This window comes from Lysinibacillus sp. KU-BSD001 (assembly GCF_042920265.1).
Lineage (GTDB): Bacteria > Bacillota > Bacilli > Bacillales_A > Planococcaceae > Lysinibacillus_B.
Genome location: NZ_JBDQZI010000004.1, coordinates 177260 through 198618 on the forward strand (window position 1 = coordinate 177260; position 21359 = coordinate 198618).

Below are 21359 nucleotides of genomic sequence, written 5' to 3' on the forward strand. Positions count from 1 at the left end.
TATTATCGTGACGTAAAAACATCTAGTGATACCGGTAGTCAGTTTCCACCACCAAAAACACACGGGAATCCTTTCCTACCAAACCCCCTTCTCCTCTATTTCCAATCGCTTATAATATTCATCAACGATTGGATAAATATCAGGGTTCGTATCATAGTATGTATCGTCAATCTGACTTAACGAGCAGTTGAATTGTACCTCTTCATCATAAAGTGTAATCACATATAAAAAGCCATATCGCATTTCTTGATTATCTTGAGGGGAAAATTCGATATCTTTTACTAAAGCTAGAAATTCGTTGATTTGGACTATATCCGTTAGCGTTTTTGTGTAACCCGTGCTACCATCCAAGATGACAACTTTATCTACACTTTCAATTCCTTCCTCTGTGTAAAAAGCTTCTAACGATTGTGTTTTTTCACTACAGGCTGTTACTAACCAGCCGAACATAAGCACAATAAGTAAGCATTTCTTCATCCAAATCCCCCGTTTTACGTGATTTAAGAATTAGACTCCACTATCAAGAAAGAGTTACACCATTTCCTACTACAAATTCCTTTACCACTGCCAATGCTTGAACACTCGATTGTTCATTAAAGTGTGGCGAGTATCGATCAGCAAACCCGTGATGCCCTTCACACGTTTGCACTTGTATGTTTTTCGTGATTAATTGCGCCACCAAAGTTTTTACATTAAATGATTGTTCCGATTCGCCGTAAATAAGCAAGACCGGACATAGCGGACTTATGGCTAAATAGTTTCGAATGCGTGAGCCGTAGTACCCTACTACCGATGTAACTCCTGTTAGCTCACTACAAAGCCACGCAATCGTAGCGCCGATGCTAAAGCCGACAATATGGATTTCTTTATATGTATCTTTTAATTGGATGATTAATTTTTCAACTTCTGCAAATCCCTGTGCAAAGCCAACCTGGTTCATAAAATGGGCATATGCCATTTGCTCCTCTTCGTAAGAGAAAGGCTGCTTTACTTGAAGGAAATTGGGACAATACACATCATAACCGAAAGCGATAAACTCATTTGCATAATGTTGCATATGGGCATTTAACCCATAAATCTCATGTAATAACACGACTGCTTTTTCCATTTGATTTCCCCCCATTACTTACATATATTCTTTCAATTGTTCTTCTTATAAACTTAATCGTTCTCTTCTGTTGCATATAAGCGATGATTTCTTCGCGAATATTCGGGTGCAGTACTACTTCAAATTATTCCAAATAATTGAAACTATAAGCAATCCTAGCCGTATGTATAACTATAGTAAACTATCGGAGGTGCTTGTATGGATAAAATAAATACAATAGCGATTATTGGAGGAACCGGGAAAGTAGGTCGTTATATTGCGACGAAAGCAGTACAAAGTGGTTATCAAGTCAAAATGCTTGTGAGAAACCCAGGCAATTTAACTCCTATAGAAAATGGCATCAAAATTATACAAGGTGATGTACATAACTTACAAGATCTCAAAAAGTTATTAGCAGGTACTCAAATCGTCATTAATGCATTTGGTCAACCCGTTAAAGCAGAGCCTCTCTATAGTAAAGTAACTAAAAACGTGTTTACTCTCATGGATGATTTACAAATTAAACGTTATATCGGTGTTACAGGCGGATCGCTCACGATTGAACAAGACAGAAAGAGCTTGCTAAATAAAATAGGTGCTACACTGTTTAAAATTTTCTTATCTAAACTGCTAGCAGATAAGCAAAAAGAATGGCATTTTCTTCTCGACCATAAACACATTGAATGGACATTAATCCGGCTTCCCTTTGTCGTTGATGAAGAAGCAACGGATGCTATAAAAGAACACCTCACAGATATGCCAGGTAGTAAAATAACAAACCAAGACATAGCCGCCTTTATCATCAAGCAAGTGAAAGATCAAACTTATATACATCAAGCGCCATTTATTGCTAATTAATGGAGATACTGCGTATACAGAAATTATTAAACCATTCTTAAGAAAATCTTCAGAAAGTCCCTTACTGCTTCTTAAATGTCATACGATATGATCGTATTAAAACATTTAGGAGATAGACAGATGAAGAAATTATTCCTGTTCATATTATTGATTTTATTTAGTTATATCGGCATAGATCAAATCACCTCAACAGATTCGATTGAGGATATTGGATTTTCAGAAATGACTGTGACCGAAGACGCAACTCACTTTGGTGATTTATTGCTCGTAAATAGTGAGTATCCTATGAGTGAACGTGCGAGACCGAACGATTTAGTAGCGCTATCGACATTAAATACGCCGAGCTTTTCCTTCGACCCTACGATTGAAATGGCTACACAAATTTTACAACCTTTTTCGGCCATGATGGATGCTGCTAATCAAGATGGTGTCACGAATTTTATCGTGAATAGTAGCTATCGTAGTGATACAGCACAGCAGCAGCTTTTTGACACAATGGGGGCTGATTTAGCACTGCCTGCGGGTTATAGCGAGCATAATGTCGGTCTATCTGTTGATATCGGCTCTACGACAGGAAAAATGGAGGGCTCAGAAGAAGCGGCTTGGCTAGAACGACACGCAGCGCGATACGGCTTTATTTTACGCTATCCCCCGAACAAATCACATATTACGGGTATCCAGCATGAGCCGTGGCATTTTCGTTATGTTGGCTTGCCGCATAGCGAAATCATCACCAAAAATGATTGGACACTAGAGGAATATTTAAGTCATTTACAGCAGGAAAAGTCCATTACAACACGTACGCAAGGCCGCGCCTACAAGGTTCTTTACTATGATTTACAAGAATCTTTACAAATTCCCGTACCGACGACACATTCGTATAAGGTTTCAGGTGATAATAGGGGTGGGCTAATTGTGACGATTATGCAGTAAGATGAATAAACCTTTATTTTTACTAGATGAAAAACACATTGGGCGATGTACCCAATGTGTTTTAAAAAAAGCAACTATTGTTTTACTAGACATTCGATGGATGATGGTTTATTACTATATTTTCGTTACTTAATCTAGCAGATACGGATGCTATGAGTATTTTAGAAAGTTCTTCTGGATGATATGGTTTTGTAAAATACTTTTCGACTTTAAACTTTTCTACGTATTCTTTTGATTCATCTAAAGCGGAAGAAATAATAATTGGAATCGTACTTGTTTGCGCTGTCTCTTTTAGTAATTGCACTAAATCCCAACCTTTTATATCATCCCCCAGCATTAAATCGATGACAATCCCAACGAGTGGTGTATGCAACGCTTCTTCAAATGCTCGTTTTGGATTATCATGATAAATGACTGTAAACCCGTTACTTTTTAATTCTTCCGATAGGAGTAAGGCTAAGCTTAAATCATCTTCTACTATCATGACATTTAAGCCCGCTTCATCAATTGCTACGTTCATTTCCTCTAGTGTTTGACTTGCATGATGTACTGGTAATGTAAAGTAAACTGTTGTCCCTTGCCCTTCTTCTGATTCAATCCATATATCGCCACCATGTTGCGTGACAATTTCTTTACAAATCGCGAGACCTAGGCCTGTACCACCAATTTTTCGTCTTGCACTATTATCGATGCGTTTAAATTTTTGGAACAGCTTGGAGATTTCATTTTGTGGAATACCAATCCCTTGATCTTTTACGCTAATTTGCACACGATTTGGGACATTCTCAAGCGTAATGACCACATCTCCTCCATTCGGAGAGAATTTAATGGCATTCCCGATAAGATTGATTAATAGTTGTACTAATCTTTCTTGATCGCCCATAATGTTCACCGTCTTAGCTTTATCCACTAAATGCACACGATGATGCTCTTCATGACGGAAGCGATTCACAATGTCTATCGCCAGCTCATCTATACATAGCTGCTCCATCTTATACTGTTGTCTGCCTGATTCCATTCTTTGTAAGTCTAAAAAATCATTGATGAGATTCGTTAAACGAATGGCTTCTTTATGAATCGTTTCAATATATTTTTTTTGACGCTCAGGTTTCAATTCTTTTGTCAATAGAAGTTCTGTAAAGCCTAAAACACTCGATAACGGTGTACGTAGCTCATGGCTAACCGTACTCACAAGCTCTGACTTCATTTGGTCTACTTCATATTCTCTTGTAATATCCCGATGCACAAACATCGTACCAATTTTTTCTTGCCCTTCATATACACTCGTTGCATAGACTTCAACAAAAACGGGTGTATTTTCTAAAATGGAATAGCGAATCGTTCGAGTATCTTCAAAGTCTTCTACAACAGCATTTTTGAAGAAGAACGTCAATTCTTCCGGCTGATCTGTAATCGCTTCAAAATGCTTGAGCCACTTCCATTGAGCAACATGTTGATTGTCCATTTTATGGTGGTAGCGGATGATGCGAGACAATGCCTCATTAATTAAGACCACATCTCCCGTAGGCGAAACAAATTGAATGCCTTCATTGACCGTATCAATAATATTTTGATTTAATTGTCGAGATCGCTCAACCTCTTCATACATTAAAATACGTTCGAACGCTATCGAAACACGATTCATTAAACCGTTTATCTCTTCGATTTCTTGCGTTGAATACTTATGCCCTTCCCGCGTAGCCATCATCACCGCCACTAAGCGTCCTTCAGAATTTAATACGGAGGAATAGAGGTCATATGAGAAATAAGACTGCTGTGCAATGTCTTGCGATGTTAGCGTTACCTCACGGGTAATCACAAAAGACTTTTCTTGTTCTAATCGAACTTGTTTATCCTCATTAAAATTTTCTACAAGTAAATCGGCGGATTGTTTTGTTAATCCTTTCGATACATATAGCTGACCTTCTACTAAATACAAAATACTCGTATCAAATGCATAAATATCATTTAAATATTTATGCAAATCTGCTAGCAGTTTTTGTTTATCTAACGTAAAGGTCAACACGTGATTTAATTGATTGAACTTTTGCAATTGATCAAGAGAATGCTGTAGTTGATCTTGGTTCCCTTGTAATTCGTCTTGCTGTGCCATTAGTTCTTCATTTTGAGTTGTGAGCACTTCTTCCTTTTCTTGAATAGATAGCGTCATTTTATAAAATGAATTAGCTAAAATCCCTAGCTCATCTTCTTTTTGAACAAGGTTACCGAGGTCAATGAAACGCCCTGAAGCAATCGCGTTAGTCGCTACTGTTAGTTGTTCAATTGGTTGAATTAAGTTTAACAATACTCTGCGCATAATCATTCCGACAAAAAGCAATACTAAGCCACCTAAAAGTAGCGAGAGTAATGTAATTTGTTGCGCTTGTTCCAATATTTTTGAAAATAGTTGTTTTAAATCATTCTCCGTTTGCTTATTATATTCTTTTGTATAAGCGACAAATTTATTGACAAGGTCATTGGTACCACCGCTAGAAAGTTCTCTTAACGACTTATAATCACTTACTTCGACATAGCTAATTGCTTTAGGTAAAATGACTTCCTTATACTCTTGATGAAACTCCATTAACTCCGCATAAATCACTTTTTCTTCCTTTGTTAGCGGAAATTGAGCAAATTCATCTAAAAGCAACTCGAATTTTTCTAAATTCTCATATAATAAGTCCAGCTCTTGCTCGTCTTGAAATGCATAATACCCTCTCGCTCGGAAAAAGATCCCATTATAGCTTTCTGCTAAATCACTCACAATTTGCGCTTTCGCACTAACTTCCTCTCGTTCGTTTGTTAAACGCTCATTGCTAGATTTCACATAGAGAAAAAAAATAATGACCATTCCAATAAAAATCAGGATTAACGTAAACAACATCTTAAAAAATTGATTGCGAATATTGTTTTTAAGTAACGGAAAAGGTTTATACATTTAAAATCTCCTCCACTAGCCCAATTAGTTCCACTGGGCTAAATGGCTTGGACATAAAATAATGAGCTCCTTTTTCTAAAACGATTTGACGGTCTGCTTCTTGCGCTTTCGCCGTGAGCATTAAAATGGGCGTCATTTCTTGTATATGATGAGGCAGCCGTTCTATCACTTCGACCCCAGTTAAATTGGGCATCATATAATCTAGCACAATTAAATCATATGTTTGTTGATTGATTTTCTGCAGTGCCTCTAACCCGTCTTCTGCTTCATCAATTTCACAATCTAAATCTTCCAGCGTATCGCAAATAAGCATACGCAAAATTTCTTCATCATCCACTACTAATATTCTTTTCATTACTAAATCCCCTTTTGTTCTACATTACATAAATAAGCGATTAATTAAACTGATGATTCGATTAGATACATCGGCTATATTAAATGGTTTGACAATATAATCATCCGCACCGTTTTCTAGCGCCTGTAGGACATACTCTTCGCCTTTTCGACCAGTTAACATCGAGACGATTACATCACTTGATGAATGTTTTTCTCTTATTTTTTTTAGTACTTCAATACCATCCATTTTCGGCATGATACCATCTAGCAAAATAATATATTTACTATTTTCTTTATACCAATCGGCATTTAAGAAGCTAATTCCATCACTAAAATCCATGACTTCAATCTCATACTGTTCACTTACTTCCCAATTTTTGAAGTAGTTTACAATGAGACTTCGAATGACGGAAACATCATCAATCACAATAATTTTTATGTTTACTCTCTTCTTGATGCCTTTTGTAATATGATTAAACAGGATTGTCTGGTTTCGTCCAGATTGCTTGGCATGATACAGCGCCTGATCGGCCTCTTCCAGCAACTTTTTCGGATGTAAATTAGCAGCAGTCGCTTCTACTACTCCAGCTGAAAATGTCACCTGAAAGGTTGTACCGTTGCCATCAAAGTATTTTTGTTCCATCAGTGTTCGAAGTCTTTCCATTACCCGATATGCCTCTTCACCAGATGTTTGTGGCATTAAAAAGACAAATTCTTCACCACCGTAGCGACAAAAAATATCCTGCTCACGCTTTGCGTCCTTCACTAACGTGGCAAACCCTTTTAACACTTCATCGCCTACTAAATGTCCGTATGTATCGTTTACTTTTTTAAAATAATCTAAATCAGCAATGACAGCTGAAAAGGGCTCATTGTTTCGAGTAGACAGCTGAATTAACTTTTGAAGCTGTGAATCCATAAATTTACGATTATACACTTGTGTTAATTCATCTATGACAATCGAATGCTCTAATTCCTTTTTATAAGCTAATCGATTTTTTACATAAGCAATTAATATTTCTTGATCAATTGGCTTGGCGATAAAATCTAAAGCACCCATCTCATATGCCCGTAGTCGATTTTCTTTGTTATCATTTACACTCATCACAGCAACAAACATACGATCTTTATTTATTTTTTTTATATTTTGTAAAATGGAAAAACCATTGATATCTGGTAGCATAATATCTAAAAACACAATGGAAGGTCGTAATTCGTAAATTAACTCTAACCCTCGCTTTCCATTATGGGCCACGAGAACAGCATATCCTTGTTCCTCTAACACTGTTTTAATATACGAAATAAAGATAACATCATCGTCAATTACTAAAATGAATTCTCGATTAGTAGCATAATTCGTCACTTGTACGAGTGTATTGTCTAACGGTTGTATCGGATAATTAGTTTGATAAAAGCTTATTGCTTCAATAATGGGTGAAAGATAGTTTTTCCACTCCTTCCTACTCCATTGCTTTTCGCTAGTTTCTGTTAAAGATTCTAGCTTTTCACTACCCATGCTCGATAATTCATGTAAGCCAATCGACCCAGCCGTTCCTTTTAGACTATGAAGAAAGCTATAGATTTCCCGTTCACTTATAAAATCTGACTTATTCCATGATTGAAAGGTATCATATATACGCTTATAAATCATTCGTTGATATTTTTCCATTTCCATTATTTATCTCTCCAGTTACAATTTTCTTCACTCTATCTAGTATAACTTGAATCGCTAATAAATCTAGAACAAAACCATTCAAAACAACATTCTGTTCAACTTATATAGAAAAGTAGTTTGTTTTTTATGGAATTGGTAACGTCCATGGTGTGTCATAATGTTATTCTCCTCATAATTTATATAAAAGTTAGCATTAAATTCAAAGGCACCTTTTTCTAATATTTGTATTTTTTTATTTCATTATAATAATCAAGGGGTGTCGTCTCATATACTTAAATTATTTAGAAATCATCGTAAGAGGAGGAAAAGCATATGCCTATTCAAACAATTACAACGTTATACCCTATCTCGGTTCTAGTTTCTATCATTCTTTCTACCATAATCGGCTATATTATTACGAAAAAATCGAAAGATCTTGGATATGGCTTCTTCATTTCATTAGTAGCGAGTGGATTATTCCTATTTCTTATCGTTGATTGGTTCTCTACGGTGGCAACAATTGCGGATATGGGAACTACACCTTTTTTACTAAATATTATTTCAGTCATTACTTTGTACCCTATCTATTTACTTTTGTTATGGGTTGTTTTGAAAAAAATCCACAAAGCAGCAGCAGAATAATTTTATATGGTATGTACGCTGTACCACTAAAATATTAAAAATATACGTATATCTCTACCGGTTTACTTTGGAGATGAATGAATAATCAACATTATTTTTACATTAATCGGAAATATCGATATATTGATAATGAGAGATAATTCAAATACATTATTTCAAGCTCGTTCTTAGCAACAGGAGGTCATGAAATGAATTGGTTTTCTCGTATCGTAGTAATCGGTATTTCGCTATTTTTCACCTTAAGTATTGTCGGTTATATGTATCTAGCATATGGGCTACCTTGGAAACATAATGAAATGAAACAACATATGGATCATTATTTAGAAGAACGGTATAAGGATGAATTTGAGCTTGGTTCTATTCGTTTTGACTGGCTGCATGGAGGCAGTTATTTTACAACAGCGACAGCTAAAACAACTGGGGTTTCCTTTTATGTGGAAACATCTACTGATGGAACAACAGAAGATATGTATAGTGATGAATATTGGACTCATCACGGAGACCAACTTATCTGGCCGATTATTAAACGATATTACACAGTGTTTGAAGGTGTATCGATTGGACTACGATTTGATGAGGTATTACCAGTAAACCTTCCTTTAGAGGAGCATAAAGCTTATACATGGTGGGACGTAAATGTTCATATCGCACAAGCGCTTGAGGATCATGATATAGAAAAGGCATTTTTCATCTTGCAAGCTTTGCAACAAGATGGCTTTAAAGTGGAACAGTTTTATATGGGATTTTATGATGTAGCGATTCAAGTATTTGAGGAGCAAATTCCGCTCATTACGGACAAAAACGAGCTAGCGAAGTTTGTCAAAACATATGAAGACGTTTACTAGTGTTTAAAAGCCATTGCACTTTGTAGGAACGCAATGGCAAAAACGTTCTTTATATATCATGAAACGGCTGATGATCTTCGTCTCGGATAATAATTTCATACGGAATGTCCTCTACCGATAACACTTGCCGGTGTTGTTCGATAAGTGCAGCGACAAATGCTTTTATTTCTTTTGCTTGCTGTTGTGCCGAATGGGATAAATGCGTTTTAATAATAATTTCGAGTGGTGCTGGGGAGAAGGAATATGCAAAACCTCGATAGGCCTCAAAGTTTTTCTCTGTCTCGTTTCCGATAATCGTAAAAATTGGTTGCCATTCTTCGTCTAGCCGTTCTTCGTCACTTTTCGTGCGAATCGTAATCGAAAAATCCTTATTCGTTTGTGCATAAACCGCTTCTGCTACAAGTTGCTGCAATTGATGTATCTTTTCAATTGATATTTCATCTAGATCGGCTAAGATGATTTCAAGATACGGCTGTGGACTTTGAGGATCCATTAACATCACCAGCCTGCCAAAGTCTTCCCTATTTAGCACCTCACTTGCAGCAGTAAAAGCAAGCTCCCCTAACTGCCCAACCTCCCCTGGTGCATATTCTTCAAGTTGATTAGACGCTGTATGTTGATTGATTTTAGCATTTCCAAATAGCCAGAAGAATACAATGAACGTACCGAATGTAGTTATTAATCTTCTCTTCACTCACTACTTCCCTTCACCAGATATATTATCTTATATTACTGCTTCTTTTATTTGAATAGAACGTACGATTCGTCGCAACCAGCAATCTCTCATTCATCGTTTTGGTAATACATCTACTAGTTGCTTAAGGTATTACACGATCAAAGGAGTGTACATGATGCAACAAAAAGAATTTTTCTTTCTTAGTTGGGCTGGGTTTCTTGTTTCGTTTTGCTTTGTCTTAATTAGTATTTGGAATAATGATGATTGGATGCTTGTAGAGCGTGGATTTTATACCATTTGCTTAGGCTGGCTTACTTATTCATCTTTTGCACTTGTAAACGTCTTACGTAATAGACGAGAAGGAGGAAAAACTGGGACCGAATTTGTTTTTCTGACATGGATCTCTTTCATTGCTGCGTTTTCAATCGGTATGATTGCCGTCTATAATACAACATGGGTACTTTTAGAAAAAGGATATTATTGGATGGGGCTACTATTCTGTACGTTCACAACCCTTACATTAGCCAAAGAAATTCGAGATCGCCAATCCAATACTAAGCCGTATAAAGAAGAATATATAGAAGAATCTCCATCTTCTGCCGAATAGCACTTTATTTTATCTATATTTAGCTGTTTCGAAAAATCGCTTTATCACTTCGGCCATTTGCTCTTTGTTTGTTGTAAATTGTTTTAAGCGATGGCCGTTTCCACCTGATGGATGAGGAAATCCTCTTAATAATGGATACGACTTGATATGCCCTGCCCTCATTAATTCTTCTACAACAGCCTGTACATTAACACCTAATGGGATAAGTAGTGCATGTTCTATTCCCTGGATATTCTTTGGAAAATAAGTGTGTACATATTTTCGTAGCAACTCGTTTGAGCTAATTTTAGGTGTAGCCCCGTTATAATTTTTTCCTTTATAAAAGACAGCATGCGGTAAAACAGATGTACTTTGCAAATAATGATGATATACGTTAAATAGTTGCTCAGTCGTCGCAATCTCTAAATAATCGGCTAGCTTCAGCTCGTCTAGCATCGCCACTAAGTTTTTTCGCATCGATCCATGAAAACTGGATTCTTCTTTTACTTTCTTTAAGATTTCTTCGTCTGTTCCTGTCGTGTTAATCACCGTCGAGTAGGAACGTTTCATTTGATGGAAACCTGGTGTGATGCCCACAATGATGACTTTCGCTCGTTGATTCACATATTCAAATGGCGCATAGTAAATGTCCAACCCTTTCTTCTGATCTTTGTCCAACAAAAACGTTTCATTTAGTAGCATGTCATCCGTATAATCAACTGGTAAAGCTTTAATTTGATCTTTAAACTGCAGGAACATTGCCATTATGTCACCTCTTTTGTAGAATGCCCGAATTGCATACAATTTTCCATCAACTAATACATCCAATATTTGTAACTTCCCTCAGTAAAAAACGTCTTATTCGATTAAGGGGGGCGGAAAGTTGCAATGTTTTAAATACTTACAGGTGAAAAATTAGCTGATCTAAAATAATTATTTGTTCTTCATTCGAAAGCTACTTTATTGCTCATTTATAAAAGGGAGGAAAGGAGGAGTTTATGAACCGCAATGTATTTTTCATCGGATTATTTATTGCAGCTTTTTTCATGCATCAATTTTTCAATTTTGATGGACATCTGTTTCATAACTGGGTGGATTCATTGTTATTTGCCTTCTGGTGTGTCATTGCTGTAATCGTATTAATGATTGCTGAGAAAAGAGTGAAGACAGTCCCCAAAAAGCACCAATGATTAAAATCATTCCTATAGCACTTCCTAAAAAAATCTCCCTAAATACAGGAAAAGACATTCCACAGTGTGGAATGTCTTGAATTAACATAGTTATTGTTTAATTGCTGAGAATTAAAGTTTAATTACGTTAGCAGCTTGTGGTCCGCGGTTGCCATCTACAACTTCGAACTCAACTTTTTGACCTTCGTCAAGAGTTTTGAAACCTTCGCCTTGGATTGCTGAGAAGTGTACGAATACATCGTTTTCGCCTTCTACTTCGATGAATCCGAAGCCTTTTTCTGAGTTAAACCATTTTACTGTACCTTGTTTCATGTGAGAAAACCTCCAAAAAAATAAATGTTAACAATATGGAATTTCTTTACCTGAATGAAAAAATTCACATATTACGAAGAGTACCGTCAAAATTACCGATCACTCTTTGTAATATGTGAATCTGTATTCCGGCCAAGCAATTTTATTGTTGATTTAATTATACCATCATTTAACACTATGTCAAACAATTTTTTAGTGTTTTTAGAAAATTTTCTTTTATTTCTGTAAATTATACATTTCTTTTATATTTAGACTAGGTGCTTCTAAAATAAGCCCGTGAAAAACTTGGACGTCTTCATCACACCCTTCACAAAATTCGCAATCCTCTTCATTCCAAAATGCAATAAATTGTTCTTTACGTATTTCTTCATGTTCAAATTGTGCGCGTAATTTCGCTAATAGCTTTTTTAGTGCGCTCTCATACTCGTCTTTCGTCTCATACTGGTATGTCGACACGATATAGGACTCCCACCCTTCAAATAGCCACCATGGTTCAAAATCCGCCTTCATATAAATAATTTTATACACGATCGACAACCCTTTCTTTTCTATATTATTGTATTTTATCAGAATGTTATAGTATGTCTATTATTACAACTTAGCGTGTGGTAAAATATTGTATAAGTATATTCTGGGAGGTATTCCACTAAATATGTTTTCAGCCTTTAAACCAAAAGCCGATCTTGATTTATTATTTGCACGTGGTACAGACTTAAATGCCACGGGACGTTTTAAACAAACTTTAGCCTTTAATCATTTTAACTTACACGATCAGCAAAATTTAAAAGAGATTTATGAGCGTCTTAAACAGAGTACACCAACAATGAATGAGATTTTTTCAAAATACTTGGATGAGATTGCACCAGCCGGTAAAAACCCTGTTTCAAAGACACACATCGATACGTATTTAAGTCAATTCTTCCTTGCAGAACGAAATGATACTTATATCGATCACACAGTTAGATTTTTTGATTTCCTACGTCGTTGTAAATTTGAACCAGGCAAGCTCATTGTTGTATTTAATCAATTCTCTTTTTATTTAAACACACACCTTTTATATAATTTCGCTTTAAAGCCTTTTAAAGCATTTGACTATATGAAATCTGTATCTGCTGCCGTGAATATTGATCAAGAAATTTTAGTGGAAGTAATGACAGAACGTATTATAGAAAATGTGGTGGAAGAAATTTCCTCATTAATGGATGTCAATGCAAAAATCATGTATATGAAAGACTTAATCATGAGCCTTGATCACCAAACTGACGAAATTTCTACATCGACTGCAGCGGCAGAACAATTAGCTGCTTCGATAAACGAAATTGCCCGCTCATCAAGCAATATCGCTGAAAAAACGAACGACTCTGTTGAGAATGCTGTAAAAGGTAAAGAATCCATTGAACAGGCACTGATTGAAATTTTCACAACGGAAGAAACATTTACGTCCATTGTAGCAAGCTTCAAAGACCTACAAAAGCACGTGAACGATATCGAAAGTGTCGTAACATTAATTAACCAAATTGCGGATCAAACAAATTTACTAGCACTCAATGCATCCATTGAGGCAGCACGTGCTGGTGAACACGGAAAAGGATTTGCTGTTGTTGCACAAGAAGTTCGTAAATTAGCGGAAAGTACAGTAAATGCCCTGAGTGAAGTGTCAACAAACGTACAATCCCTTAAAAGCTACTCCAATTCCGTTGCAAAATCGATTACAGAAACAACAGGCATTATTAAAGAAGCAACGAATGAGGCAAAAGAATCCTTACCTTTACTCAATTCCATCGTTGATACGATTGAAAGTATTAATATTGATGTCACAAATACAGCGGCTGTCTCTGAACAACAAGCAGCAGCGATTGATGAAGTATCGGCTCGTATGATGCATATTTCACAACTACAAGAAGAAATTCGCATTCACGGAGCAAGTACATCTCGTGATATTCACTTATTAGGTCAGGAAATTAACCGCTTCCGCGTAGATATTGTCGATAACAGTAGTATACAGTTATCAAGCATTGCCCTCCTACAACTTTCGAAAGCAGACCATATTTTATGGAAGTGGAAAGTATATAATATGTTCTTAGGTTTAGAACAACTAACGCCATCTGACGTATCATCACATAAAGAATGTCGTCTTGGGAAATGGTACTTCTCCGATAAAACACGCAACCGATTCGGTACACATTCATCTTATCGTGAACTAGATCGTTACCATGAACAAGTACACAACTCCGCAAAGGCAGCAGTCATTGCGTATAATAACAACCAAATCTCGGAAGCTGAAGTGCATTTAAAAGAAATTGAACAAGCTTCGAATCAAGTACTGTACTATATTAACCAATTAATCGACTCAATCCGTAAAGAACGTGAATCAATGTAATACAATGCATTCTATATGTTGATTAGTAAAAAAGAATTATTTTAGCAGGTGTGTTGATTATCAAAATATTTCCTGTATAGAAGCGTGTCTCTTTAGCAAAAACGTAATCAAAAATGACTTGCCAGTTGATTGAAGCGGAATCGGTGAGACTCCTACGGGAATAGCAATGTTTTTCTGCGACGAAAGCGTAGCGGCAGTTGCATGAGCTGAAGACCCCGCAGGAGCGAGCGACGAGGAGGCTGAGGCCATGCCCGTGGAAAGCGAGCCGAATGGAGCGGAAATCAACGTTTCACACGATTCTATTAATAATAAAAGGTAAATCAACACGCTTGTTACTTTAGCTTAACAATTTATAAGTAAGTAAAGGAATGCTTCACTTACTTTTTAAAGGGTGAGTAATCATGGCAAAACGTATAAAAGTTATATTTTTCGGAGATGTAAAAGGAACTGGTCATCGATTTTTCATTAAACAAAAAGCGATTGAATTAGGTTTGAAAGGATACTGCCAGTTAAATAGCAACAACCAACTCGAAGTGGAAGTAGAAGGCCCTACAAATGCTGTCGATGAATTTATTCACTTTGTGCAAAAAGGAGTTAGCTTACAAGCAGCGTCCAATCAATTTACACTCGAAGTGTTTGACGACCTAAAAGGCTATAAAGGAATGCAGTCGGATATTGTTTAATATCCGGCTTTTTCTTATGATAGGATGAGGTGAATGAAACTTTTATATCACTTACACCGTATATATTAGAAACGTTTTGATTGGAGGTACAAACTATGCTAAGTGCTATGCATTTTATCACGCGACATGCTTTCAACTTTTTCATTAGCTCTGCTCTTCTTATACTTTCCATTGTGAATTTTGATATAGGATTATTTGGCCTAGCCGTACTAATAGGTGGATATTATATGAGTAATAAGCTTATTTTAGCTATCCAAAAAAGAAAGCGTAGGAAAGAGTTAGGAATGACAAAAGAAGAATACAGACATATTGAAGAACAGATAAAGCTTGCACGAGAACAACTAACTAATTTAACACAGCAATACGTTCGTGTGCGCTCGATTAAATCATTTAAATTACTCAATGAAACAAATAAAGTAGCCAAACGCATTATCAATATCGTCCATACAAACCCACAAAAGTTTTATGCAGTGGAAGATTTCTTCTATGCTCACCTACCGTCAGCGGTGGAATTGGCAGATAAATATACCTTACTCACAAAAGAGCAAGTAAAAGGTACTGACATTCATATCGCATTAGAAGATACGCGGAAAACGTTAAAAGATTTACATGGGACAATTGAAAACGACTTAAAATTAGCACTTCAATCAGATATCGATCAATTAAAAATTGAACTTGATTTTGCAAAGCTTGCAAATGAACAAAGTCGAGAAAAAATAGGCGGTGGCGGTGAATGATACAAGAAAACCCATTTGACGCCTTTATATCGTCAGGTAGCCAGTTAGCAGAAGTAGCCAAACAAGAATATGAAGCACAATTACAGAGCAACTCTGCTACTCCCCTATTTTCAGCGCTTAGTCCACTAAATCAAAAACGTGCACTCGATTTAGCCGAACAGCTCGATATTAAAAATTATGAAGAAATTATTTCTTTTGGAAAGCTTGCACAACAAGCTTTAAAAAACTTTTCAACTAAATTATTAATACATGTTCAACGAAAAGATACTTCAGCAATTGGTGATATTTTATTTCAGTTGATGGAACAGCTCGATCAAATCAACCCAGATGCATTAATTGAAAACAAAAAGAGCTTTTTGGGGAAATTATTTAATCGACCAACAGCTTCCATCCAACAAACAATGTCTAATTATAGACGCCTAAGTAAACATATCGAGCGCTTAGGTATTAAGCTATCACATGCAAAAGAAGGCTTGCTTGCTGATTTTGCTATGCTAGATGAACTTTATAAATTAAATGAAGATTATTTTCATGAGGTCAATATTTATATCGCTGCGGGTGAAAGGAAGCGACACGAAATTCAGCATCACATACTCCCTGCTATGCAGCAAACAGCCAGTACAAGTGAAAATCCTATGGTCCAACAAGAATTGCAAGATTGGTATATGCGGTTGGAATGGATGGATCGCCGCATATATGATTTAGAAATTTCTCGTGAAATCGCCATTCAGTCTGCTCCGCAAATTCGGATGATTCAACAGACACATCAAATGCTCATTGATAAAATTCAAACGTCGGTTATGTCTACAATCCCCCTTTGGCAATCGCAAATATCTATGCTTCTTAGCATGAATCAGCAACGCCGGGCAAATGCTGCACAGGAAAGACTCCTAAAAGCTTCCGACGAATTAATGCGTAAAAATGCAAAAATGGCGAGTATTACATCTAAAGACATAAAGCGGTCAGGTACAGGTATTACACATGAAGCGGTCGACCACTTTAAAGAAACACAGCTTAAACTACTGCAAGACTTGGAAGAAACGCTACGTGTCCAAGCAGTGGCTAACGAAAAACGGAAACAAACCGAATCTACTCTTATATAATATAAAGTATCATTATTTAGCGTTCTACCAACTAAAAGCCGGTTCACATTCCGCATGCGAACCGGCTTTTCTCTTTTATTCAAAATACTCTTTGTAATAACCGCCAACTTTTCCTGTGTTATCGATAACGAAAATGAATTCTTCTGTTTCATTTTTCACTTCGTATTCTTTACCAACTGTTAATACATTTGATACTAAATACTTTGATGCATTTGTGTGTACACATTTTACTGTACGAATCGTTGGTGCGTCTTTCCAATTTAAATGTAACATTATGATACCTCGCTTTTTATAGAGAAATCTTCTCTAACATCTATAGTTTATTTTAAACGATTTTTAGCTGATTGTGTACTGAAACGTGTAATTCAGTAAAAATATTGCACTTTTACTATACCGAGAAACTTCTAACATGCTACACTAGAGAGTAGAGGTGATTTTTATGGCATTTGGTAATATCCCTGCATGGTTTTTCGCTATTGCATTTGCATTTGCTATTATATTTATACTCATATCAGAATGGAATTCTCGTAAATAATGAAAATCGACAAGCTTACGCCTTGTCGATTTTTTTCACTTTAATGTACGCTTTAAAAATTCTTTTGTCCGTTCATGCTGTGGATTGACGAGTACTTGATCTGGATGCCCTTCTTCTACAATCACCCCTTTGTCCATAAAGACAATTCGGTCAGATACTTCACGAGCAAATTCCATTTCATGTGTAACGATGAGCATTGTATTCCCTTCATCCGCAAGCATACGCATTACTTTTAATACTTCCCCTACCATTTCTGGATCGAGTGCAGATGTTGGCTCATCAAACAGCATCACATCGGGGTCCATTGCTAATGCTCGAGCAATCGCAACACGTTGCTTTTGCCCCCCTGATAATTGACGAGGTTTTGCATGTTTGTATTTATCCATCCCGACGATGTTTAAGTATTTTAATGCTTTCTCCGTAGCTTCTGCTTTAGAGCGCTTTAACACTTTCTGCTGACCGACAATGCAGTTACCAAGCACATCTAAATTATTAAATAGATTAAATTGTTGAAACACCATTCCTAAATGTGTACGATATTTTTCAATATCATGCTTGTCATCTAAAATATTTTCCCCTTTATAAATAATTTCGCCACCACTTGGCTTTTCAAGTAAATTAATACAACGTAATAATGTTGATTTACCCGATCCAGAAGAACCGATTAAACAAACAACCTCACCTTTACGCACATTGAAGTTTACGTCTTTTAACACTTCATGCTGACCAAATGACTTACTTAAATGTTTAATTTCGATTACAGTTTCCATAATTGATGCCCCTTATCTAATTAATTTTCTTTTGTTGTCGTTTGTTCGACTTTATAAGAATTCGGACCATCTAATTTACGCTCCATCCAACGGAGTAAGCGTGTAGCAGTAAATGTCATAATTAAATAAATACAACTTGCGATAAAGAAGCTTTCCGCAAATTTAAAATTCGCACCTGCAACGGATTTTGTCTGGAAAAATAGCTCCGTTACACTGATTACATTTAGTACAGCCGTATCTTTAATATTCATGACTAATTGGTTACCTGTAGCAGGTAAAATGTTGCGGGCTACTTGTGGTAACACAACATAAATCATAATTTGGAAGTGATTCATACCAATCGCTTGAGCTGCCTCATATTGCCCTTTATCGACGGATACGATACCACCGCGTACAATCTCGGCCATATAAGCACCTGTATTTAAACCGACAACTACAAGCGCTGCTACAAAGCGGTCTAATTCAATTCCGTATGCATAAAGGCCGTAAAATACAACCATCGCCTGTACAATCATTGGTGTGCCACGGAATACTTCCACATAAACCGTTAAGAGAAAGTTAAACACTTTTAGTACTACACTTTTAATTGAACGCTTACGCACTGGAATGGTGTGCATAATACCGATAAAAAATCCGATCAGAGCACCAATAATTGTACTAATAATTGCGATAGCTAATGTCATGTACGCACCACGTAAAAACATTGGCCAGTTATTTTGTAATATTGAGAGAATGGTCTCTAAACTCATAAAAATCCTCCTAACAGCCGTATCACTGTCTTTTAAATAAACTAGCCGCCAAAATTTGTGCGGCTAGTTGCATTTATTATTGTTGTGCTGGTTGATTTGCAATCGCTGCTTCCATTAATGTTTGGCGTTCCTCTTCTGAGATGCCTGTTAAAATTTCGTTCATTTTATCTTTGTTTGAATCACCTTTACGAACTCCGATTGCTACTGATACTTGCTCTTCAGACACTTCAAAGCCTTCTTCCAGTTCCGTATAAGTGAAGTTGCTATTTGCTGCTGCGGCAGAAATTGCTTCTGGACGCTCTGCTACATAACCATCAACTACACCTGTTTCAACTGCTACACGCATTGCCGGGAAATTATCCATCGCTACTTCTTTTTTCACGCCTGGAATTTGGTCGATTACATCGTAGTTTGTTGTATTTAATTGTGCTGTAATTTTTGCTCCCGTAAAATCAGCTAATGTTTTAGCCTTTTCATAAGCGCCACCCTTTTTTACTACCATAACAAAATCAGAAGTATAGTAGTTTTCTGTGAAATCAATTGACTCTTTACGCTCTGTTGTTGGACTCATGCCTGCAATAATCGCATCTACTACACCTGATTGAAGTGCTGGTACTAAACCATCCCACTCCGTTTTCACAATGACTAACTCTTTTCCAAGCTCTGCGGCTACCTTTTTAGCGATTTCTATATCATAACCGCCTGCATATTCGTTTGAACCATCAATTTTCACTGCACCGTTCGAATCATCCATTTGAGTCCAGTTAAATGGTGCATAGCCCGCTTCCATTCCAATACGTAATACATTGCTTTCTTCTTTTTCATTCGTGTCTGACGATGAGCCTGTTTTACCGTCATCAGATCCACATGCTGCAAGAACTAACATAGTCATCATTGCAGCCATTAGTACTACTAGCTTCTTTTTCATACAATTCTCTCCTTTTTCTGATAGTTTAGGCAATAAATAAAGCGACCTTAGAAGAACGTAAGGTCGCTTAATTATTATTAGCCCATATCCTCTAGTTTCCCATATTGAGATAGCACACCTTGAATGAACGGGAAGAATCAAACAAGACAGTCCTGCAATTATTCATTGCAAACCCAGTGTATCGTAGTGAGCCTACAAACACACTTCGGCGATATTTCCTTCTCTTTCATTTCATCGTTCGCTCTAAACTCTATGAAAAACTAATAAATACCGCGCCTCTACCTCACGAGATTGTGAGGTTTGATTATTAAATTGATAATAGAATATTACAACATTCTAATTTTTGTGTCAATATTCATTTTTCTGACACATGAATAAATATACTCAAAAACGCTTAATTTTACGTATATTTCCATTTAATTCAAGTGTTTGATTCACATCTCAGTAAAATCTTATAACAGGACTAATGTCTCGATAATCTCGACTAATACATAAAAATATATGATTAGCTCACAATTCTGTATGACCAACTGCGCTACTTCCTCTTTTCACTGCTTATATAACTATACGGTTAATTGAATAATCGTCTTCACCAATATGGTTCATCATCAAAAGTCGGGGTTGCCTTATATACATGGCACACTCCACTCCGAGCGGATGCTTTCCGCGGGCATGGCTTCAGTCTCCTCGGGCCAACACGATGTTGGTCACGAAGGCGTTGGCACAGGACGTGACGATTTTAGCCTTCGCTCTTTTATCGTCCCTCACTGCTCCTGTCGCGCACGCTTAGGCGCAAATAAATTGCCTGCGGGGCCTTCAGCTCATGCAATTCCCGCTGGAGTCACCGCTCTCCGTTCCATGTGCTACCTACTTCTACATAAATTGTTTGCTATAGGTGGAACACAGATTATGATGAAGAAGTATTCATTTTTTGCTATAGCGTACTATTGTCATAGAAGCCAAGCTTTACTTCACAACGGAAACGTACTGTGGTGAAGTATAAAGGTCACAATGCTTATTCTATTCAATACTTTTTACTATTTTTGTATTTTTTGTTCATTACGAATTGATGAAATAAAGTGTTTATTGATTGGAGTGGAAGCTGGGCGAGTGCATCTGACGGCTACGCCTTTCGATGCAGAAATAATCTGTTCCCTTCACTGCGGAACAGATTATTTTCCTGGGGGATTAGCGTCCTAGATGAGACCCTGGACTGAGCGTAGCGAGGGAAGCGGCTCATCGGACGCCCCCCGGAAAGCGCCCAGCTGCTCCTGACGCTCCGCTTTCGTCGCAAATGAATTTGGAACGGAAATCAACCCCAAGTTACGGTGATGAACCACCAATATAACAAATTGCATTATTCTCATTTATTTTTCAATCTGATGATACGATATCAAAATACAAAAAGCCTCTAACA

23 protein-coding genes and 1 riboswitch are annotated in these 21359 nt (G+C 36.7%); of the genes, 10 read left to right on the forward strand and 13 right to left on the reverse strand.

From position 1 onward, the window contains the following. Positions 1-75 precede the first annotated feature (75 nt). Positions 76-477: a hypothetical protein gene (locus AAGS61_RS08060; RefSeq protein WP_391369849.1), complete on the reverse strand. Its 402-nt coding sequence runs from the start codon at positions 475-477 to the stop codon at positions 76-78. Positions 478-520: 43 nt separating this feature from the next. After that, positions 521-1108, reverse strand: a complete 588-nt coding sequence (locus AAGS61_RS08065) for a dienelactone hydrolase family protein (RefSeq protein ID WP_391369852.1) — start codon at positions 1106-1108, stop codon at positions 521-523. 198 nt (positions 1109-1306) lie between these two features. On the opposite strand from AAGS61_RS08065, the gene AAGS61_RS08070 reads away from it, so the two are divergent. Together AAGS61_RS08070 and AAGS61_RS08075 are read left to right on the forward strand one after the other, a co-directional pair. Then, on the forward strand, positions 1307-1945 hold the full coding sequence (locus AAGS61_RS08070; RefSeq protein WP_391369855.1) for an NAD(P)-dependent oxidoreductase: 639 nt from the start codon (positions 1307-1309) through the stop codon (positions 1943-1945). Between the two features lie 369 nt (positions 1946-2314). Further along, positions 2315-2878, forward strand: coding sequence for a M15 family metallopeptidase (locus AAGS61_RS08075; protein WP_391370358.1), 564 nt, complete (start codon positions 2315-2317; stop codon positions 2876-2878). An 85-nt stretch (positions 2879-2963) separates the two neighbouring features. Here the strand turns inward: AAGS61_RS08075 and AAGS61_RS08080 are convergent, their stop codons facing one another. The 3 genes from AAGS61_RS08080 to AAGS61_RS08090 are packed head-to-tail and all read right to left on the reverse strand — an operon-like array spanning position 2964 to position 7827. Further along, positions 2964-5816 (reverse strand): ATP-binding protein, encoded by a 2853-nt coding sequence (locus AAGS61_RS08080; RefSeq protein WP_391369858.1) that lies wholly within the window; start codon positions 5814-5816, stop codon positions 2964-2966. Further along, entirely contained in the window at positions 5809-6171 is a 363-nt protein-coding gene (locus AAGS61_RS08085; protein WP_391369861.1) for a response regulator transcription factor, read from the reverse strand. The genes AAGS61_RS08080 and AAGS61_RS08085 overlap by 8 nt, the downstream gene beginning before the upstream one ends. Before the next feature lie 24 nt (positions 6172-6195). Next, complete coding sequence (locus AAGS61_RS08090) at positions 6196-7827, reverse strand: GGDEF domain-containing response regulator (protein ID WP_391369864.1); 1632 nt, start codon at positions 7825-7827, stop codon at positions 6196-6198. A 312-nt stretch (positions 7828-8139) separates the two neighbouring features. Here AAGS61_RS08090 and AAGS61_RS08095 point away from each other — a divergent pair, with 312 nt between their 5' ends. Next, positions 8140-8448 carry a hypothetical protein gene (locus AAGS61_RS08095; protein WP_391369867.1) on the forward strand — a complete coding sequence of 103 codons (309 nt, stop codon included), beginning with the start codon at positions 8140-8142 and terminating at the stop codon, positions 8446-8448. Positions 8449-8636: 188 nt separating this feature from the next. Continuing rightward, the gene (locus AAGS61_RS08100; RefSeq protein WP_391369870.1) at positions 8637-9293 is read left to right on the forward strand and encodes a hypothetical protein; all 657 of its coding nucleotides are present in this window, start codon (positions 8637-8639) and stop codon (positions 9291-9293) included. 49 nt (positions 9294-9342) lie between these two features. Here AAGS61_RS08100 and AAGS61_RS08105 read toward each other — a convergent pair whose 3' ends face one another. Beyond that, positions 9343-9987 (reverse strand): hypothetical protein, encoded by a 645-nt coding sequence (locus AAGS61_RS08105; protein ID WP_391369872.1) that lies wholly within the window; start codon positions 9985-9987, stop codon positions 9343-9345. A 157-nt stretch (positions 9988-10144) separates the two neighbouring features. Here AAGS61_RS08105 and AAGS61_RS08110 point away from each other — a divergent pair, with 157 nt between their 5' ends. Continuing rightward, positions 10145-10576, forward strand: a complete 432-nt coding sequence (locus tag AAGS61_RS08110; protein WP_391369875.1) for a YiaA/YiaB family inner membrane protein — start codon at positions 10145-10147, stop codon at positions 10574-10576. Between the two features lie 9 nt (positions 10577-10585). On the opposite strand, the gene AAGS61_RS08115 is transcribed toward AAGS61_RS08110, so the two are convergent. Beyond that, the gene (locus AAGS61_RS08115; RefSeq protein WP_391369878.1) at positions 10586-11320 is read right to left on the reverse strand and encodes a hypothetical protein; all 735 of its coding nucleotides are present in this window, start codon (positions 11318-11320) and stop codon (positions 10586-10588) included. A 233-nt stretch (positions 11321-11553) separates the two neighbouring features. Between AAGS61_RS08115 and AAGS61_RS08120 the strand changes: the two genes are divergently transcribed. Further along, a complete protein-coding gene (locus AAGS61_RS08120; RefSeq protein WP_391369881.1) occupies positions 11554-11745 on the forward strand; it encodes a hypothetical protein in 192 nt (63 codons plus the stop codon). A gap of 111 nt (positions 11746-11856) precedes the next feature. Here the strand turns inward: AAGS61_RS08120 and AAGS61_RS08125 are convergent, their stop codons facing one another. After that, complete coding sequence (locus AAGS61_RS08125; RefSeq protein WP_036158806.1) at positions 11857-12057, reverse strand: cold-shock protein; 201 nt, start codon at positions 12055-12057, stop codon at positions 11857-11859. A 216-nt stretch (positions 12058-12273) separates the two neighbouring features. After that, positions 12274-12585 (reverse strand): DUF1033 family protein, encoded by a 312-nt coding sequence (locus tag AAGS61_RS08130; protein ID WP_391369884.1) that lies wholly within the window; start codon positions 12583-12585, stop codon positions 12274-12276. Positions 12586-12673: 88 nt separating this feature from the next. On the opposite strand from AAGS61_RS08130, the gene AAGS61_RS08135 reads away from it, so the two are divergent. From AAGS61_RS08135 to AAGS61_RS08150, 4 genes are all read left to right on the forward strand, one after another. Next, positions 12674-14437 (forward strand): methyl-accepting chemotaxis protein, encoded by a 1764-nt coding sequence (locus tag AAGS61_RS08135; RefSeq protein WP_391369887.1) that lies wholly within the window; start codon positions 12674-12676, stop codon positions 14435-14437. Between the two features lie 401 nt (positions 14438-14838). Then, positions 14839-15120 carry an acylphosphatase gene (locus AAGS61_RS08140; RefSeq protein WP_391369889.1) on the forward strand — a complete coding sequence of 94 codons (282 nt, stop codon included), beginning with the start codon at positions 14839-14841 and terminating at the stop codon, positions 15118-15120. Between the two features lie 107 nt (positions 15121-15227). Next, on the forward strand, positions 15228-15857 hold the full coding sequence (locus AAGS61_RS08145) for a 5-bromo-4-chloroindolyl phosphate hydrolysis family protein (RefSeq protein ID WP_391370360.1): 630 nt from the start codon (positions 15228-15230) through the stop codon (positions 15855-15857). Beyond that, a complete protein-coding gene (locus AAGS61_RS08150; protein WP_391369892.1) occupies positions 15854-16960 on the forward strand; it encodes a toxic anion resistance protein in 1107 nt (368 codons plus the stop codon). Before AAGS61_RS08145 ends, AAGS61_RS08150 begins: the two co-directional genes overlap by 4 nt. Positions 16961-17035: 75 nt before the next feature. Here AAGS61_RS08150 and AAGS61_RS08155 read toward each other — a convergent pair whose 3' ends face one another. The 4 genes from AAGS61_RS08155 to AAGS61_RS08170 all read right to left on the reverse strand — a co-directional run bounded on the left by AAGS61_RS08155 (position 17036) and on the right by AAGS61_RS08170 (position 19942). Continuing rightward, the gene (locus AAGS61_RS08155) at positions 17036-17233 is read right to left on the reverse strand and encodes a DUF6501 family protein (protein ID WP_391369895.1); all 198 of its coding nucleotides are present in this window, start codon (positions 17231-17233) and stop codon (positions 17036-17038) included. Positions 17234-17530: 297 nt separating this feature from the next. After that, positions 17531-18265 carry an amino acid ABC transporter ATP-binding protein gene (locus AAGS61_RS08160; RefSeq protein ID WP_391369898.1) on the reverse strand — a complete coding sequence of 245 codons (735 nt, stop codon included), beginning with the start codon at positions 18263-18265 and terminating at the stop codon, positions 17531-17533. 20 nt (positions 18266-18285) lie between these two features. Then, entirely contained in the window at positions 18286-19014 is a 729-nt protein-coding gene (locus tag AAGS61_RS08165) for an amino acid ABC transporter permease (protein ID WP_391369900.1), read from the reverse strand. 76 nt (positions 19015-19090) lie between these two features. Continuing rightward, a complete protein-coding gene (locus AAGS61_RS08170) occupies positions 19091-19942 on the reverse strand; it encodes a transporter substrate-binding domain-containing protein (RefSeq protein ID WP_391369903.1) in 852 nt (283 codons plus the stop codon). A 102-nt stretch (positions 19943-20044) separates the two neighbouring features. After that, positions 20045-20231: riboswitch (Lysine riboswitch) on the reverse strand. Between the last annotated feature and the right edge of the window lie 1128 nt (positions 20232-21359).

What these genes read in the sequence shown, in the direction of transcription:
- AAGS61_RS08060 (WP_391369849.1), bottom strand. Translation starts at nt 477, where the DNA reads ATGAAGAAATGCTTACTTATTGTGCTTATGTTCGGCTGGTTAGTAACA.
- AAGS61_RS08065 (WP_391369852.1), bottom strand. Translation starts at nt 1,108, where the DNA reads ATGGAAAAAGCAGTCGTGTTATTACATGAGATTTATGGGTTAAATGCC.
- AAGS61_RS08070 (WP_391369855.1), top strand. Translation starts at nt 1,307, where the DNA reads ATGGATAAAATAAATACAATAGCGATTATTGGAGGAACCGGGAAAGTA.
- AAGS61_RS08075 (WP_391370358.1), top strand. Translation starts at nt 2,315, where the DNA reads ATGGCTACACAAATTTTACAACCTTTTTCGGCCATGATGGATGCTGCT.
- AAGS61_RS08080 (WP_391369858.1), bottom strand. Translation starts at nt 5,816, where the DNA reads ATGTATAAACCTTTTCCGTTACTTAAAAACAATATTCGCAATCAATTT.
- AAGS61_RS08085 (WP_391369861.1), bottom strand. Translation starts at nt 6,171, where the DNA reads ATGAAAAGAATATTAGTAGTGGATGATGAAGAAATTTTGCGTATGCTT.
- AAGS61_RS08090 (WP_391369864.1), bottom strand. Translation starts at nt 7,827, where the DNA reads ATGGAAATGGAAAAATATCAACGAATGATTTATAAGCGTATATATGAT.
- AAGS61_RS08095 (WP_391369867.1), top strand. Translation starts at nt 8,140, where the DNA reads ATGCCTATTCAAACAATTACAACGTTATACCCTATCTCGGTTCTAGTT.
- AAGS61_RS08100 (WP_391369870.1), top strand. Translation starts at nt 8,637, where the DNA reads ATGAATTGGTTTTCTCGTATCGTAGTAATCGGTATTTCGCTATTTTTC.
- AAGS61_RS08110 (WP_391369875.1), top strand. Translation starts at nt 10,145, where the DNA reads ATGCAACAAAAAGAATTTTTCTTTCTTAGTTGGGCTGGGTTTCTTGTT.
- AAGS61_RS08115 (WP_391369878.1), bottom strand. Translation starts at nt 11,320, where the DNA reads ATGGCAATGTTCCTGCAGTTTAAAGATCAAATTAAAGCTTTACCAGTT.
- AAGS61_RS08120 (WP_391369881.1), top strand. Translation starts at nt 11,554, where the DNA reads ATGAACCGCAATGTATTTTTCATCGGATTATTTATTGCAGCTTTTTTC.
- AAGS61_RS08125 (WP_036158806.1), bottom strand. Translation starts at nt 12,057, where the DNA reads ATGAAACAAGGTACAGTAAAATGGTTTAACTCAGAAAAAGGCTTCGGA.
- AAGS61_RS08140 (WP_391369889.1), top strand. Translation starts at nt 14,839, where the DNA reads ATGGCAAAACGTATAAAAGTTATATTTTTCGGAGATGTAAAAGGAACT.
- AAGS61_RS08145 (WP_391370360.1), top strand. Translation starts at nt 15,228, where the DNA reads ATGCATTTTATCACGCGACATGCTTTCAACTTTTTCATTAGCTCTGCT.
- AAGS61_RS08150 (WP_391369892.1), top strand. Translation starts at nt 15,854, where the DNA reads ATGATACAAGAAAACCCATTTGACGCCTTTATATCGTCAGGTAGCCAG.
- AAGS61_RS08155 (WP_391369895.1), bottom strand. Translation starts at nt 17,233, where the DNA reads ATGTTACATTTAAATTGGAAAGACGCACCAACGATTCGTACAGTAAAA.
- AAGS61_RS08160 (WP_391369898.1), bottom strand. Translation starts at nt 18,265, where the DNA reads ATGGAAACTGTAATCGAAATTAAACATTTAAGTAAGTCATTTGGTCAG.
- AAGS61_RS08165 (WP_391369900.1), bottom strand. Translation starts at nt 19,014, where the DNA reads ATGAGTTTAGAGACCATTCTCTCAATATTACAAAATAACTGGCCAATG.
- AAGS61_RS08170 (WP_391369903.1), bottom strand. Translation starts at nt 19,942, where the DNA reads ATGAAAAAGAAGCTAGTAGTACTAATGGCTGCAATGATGACTATGTTA.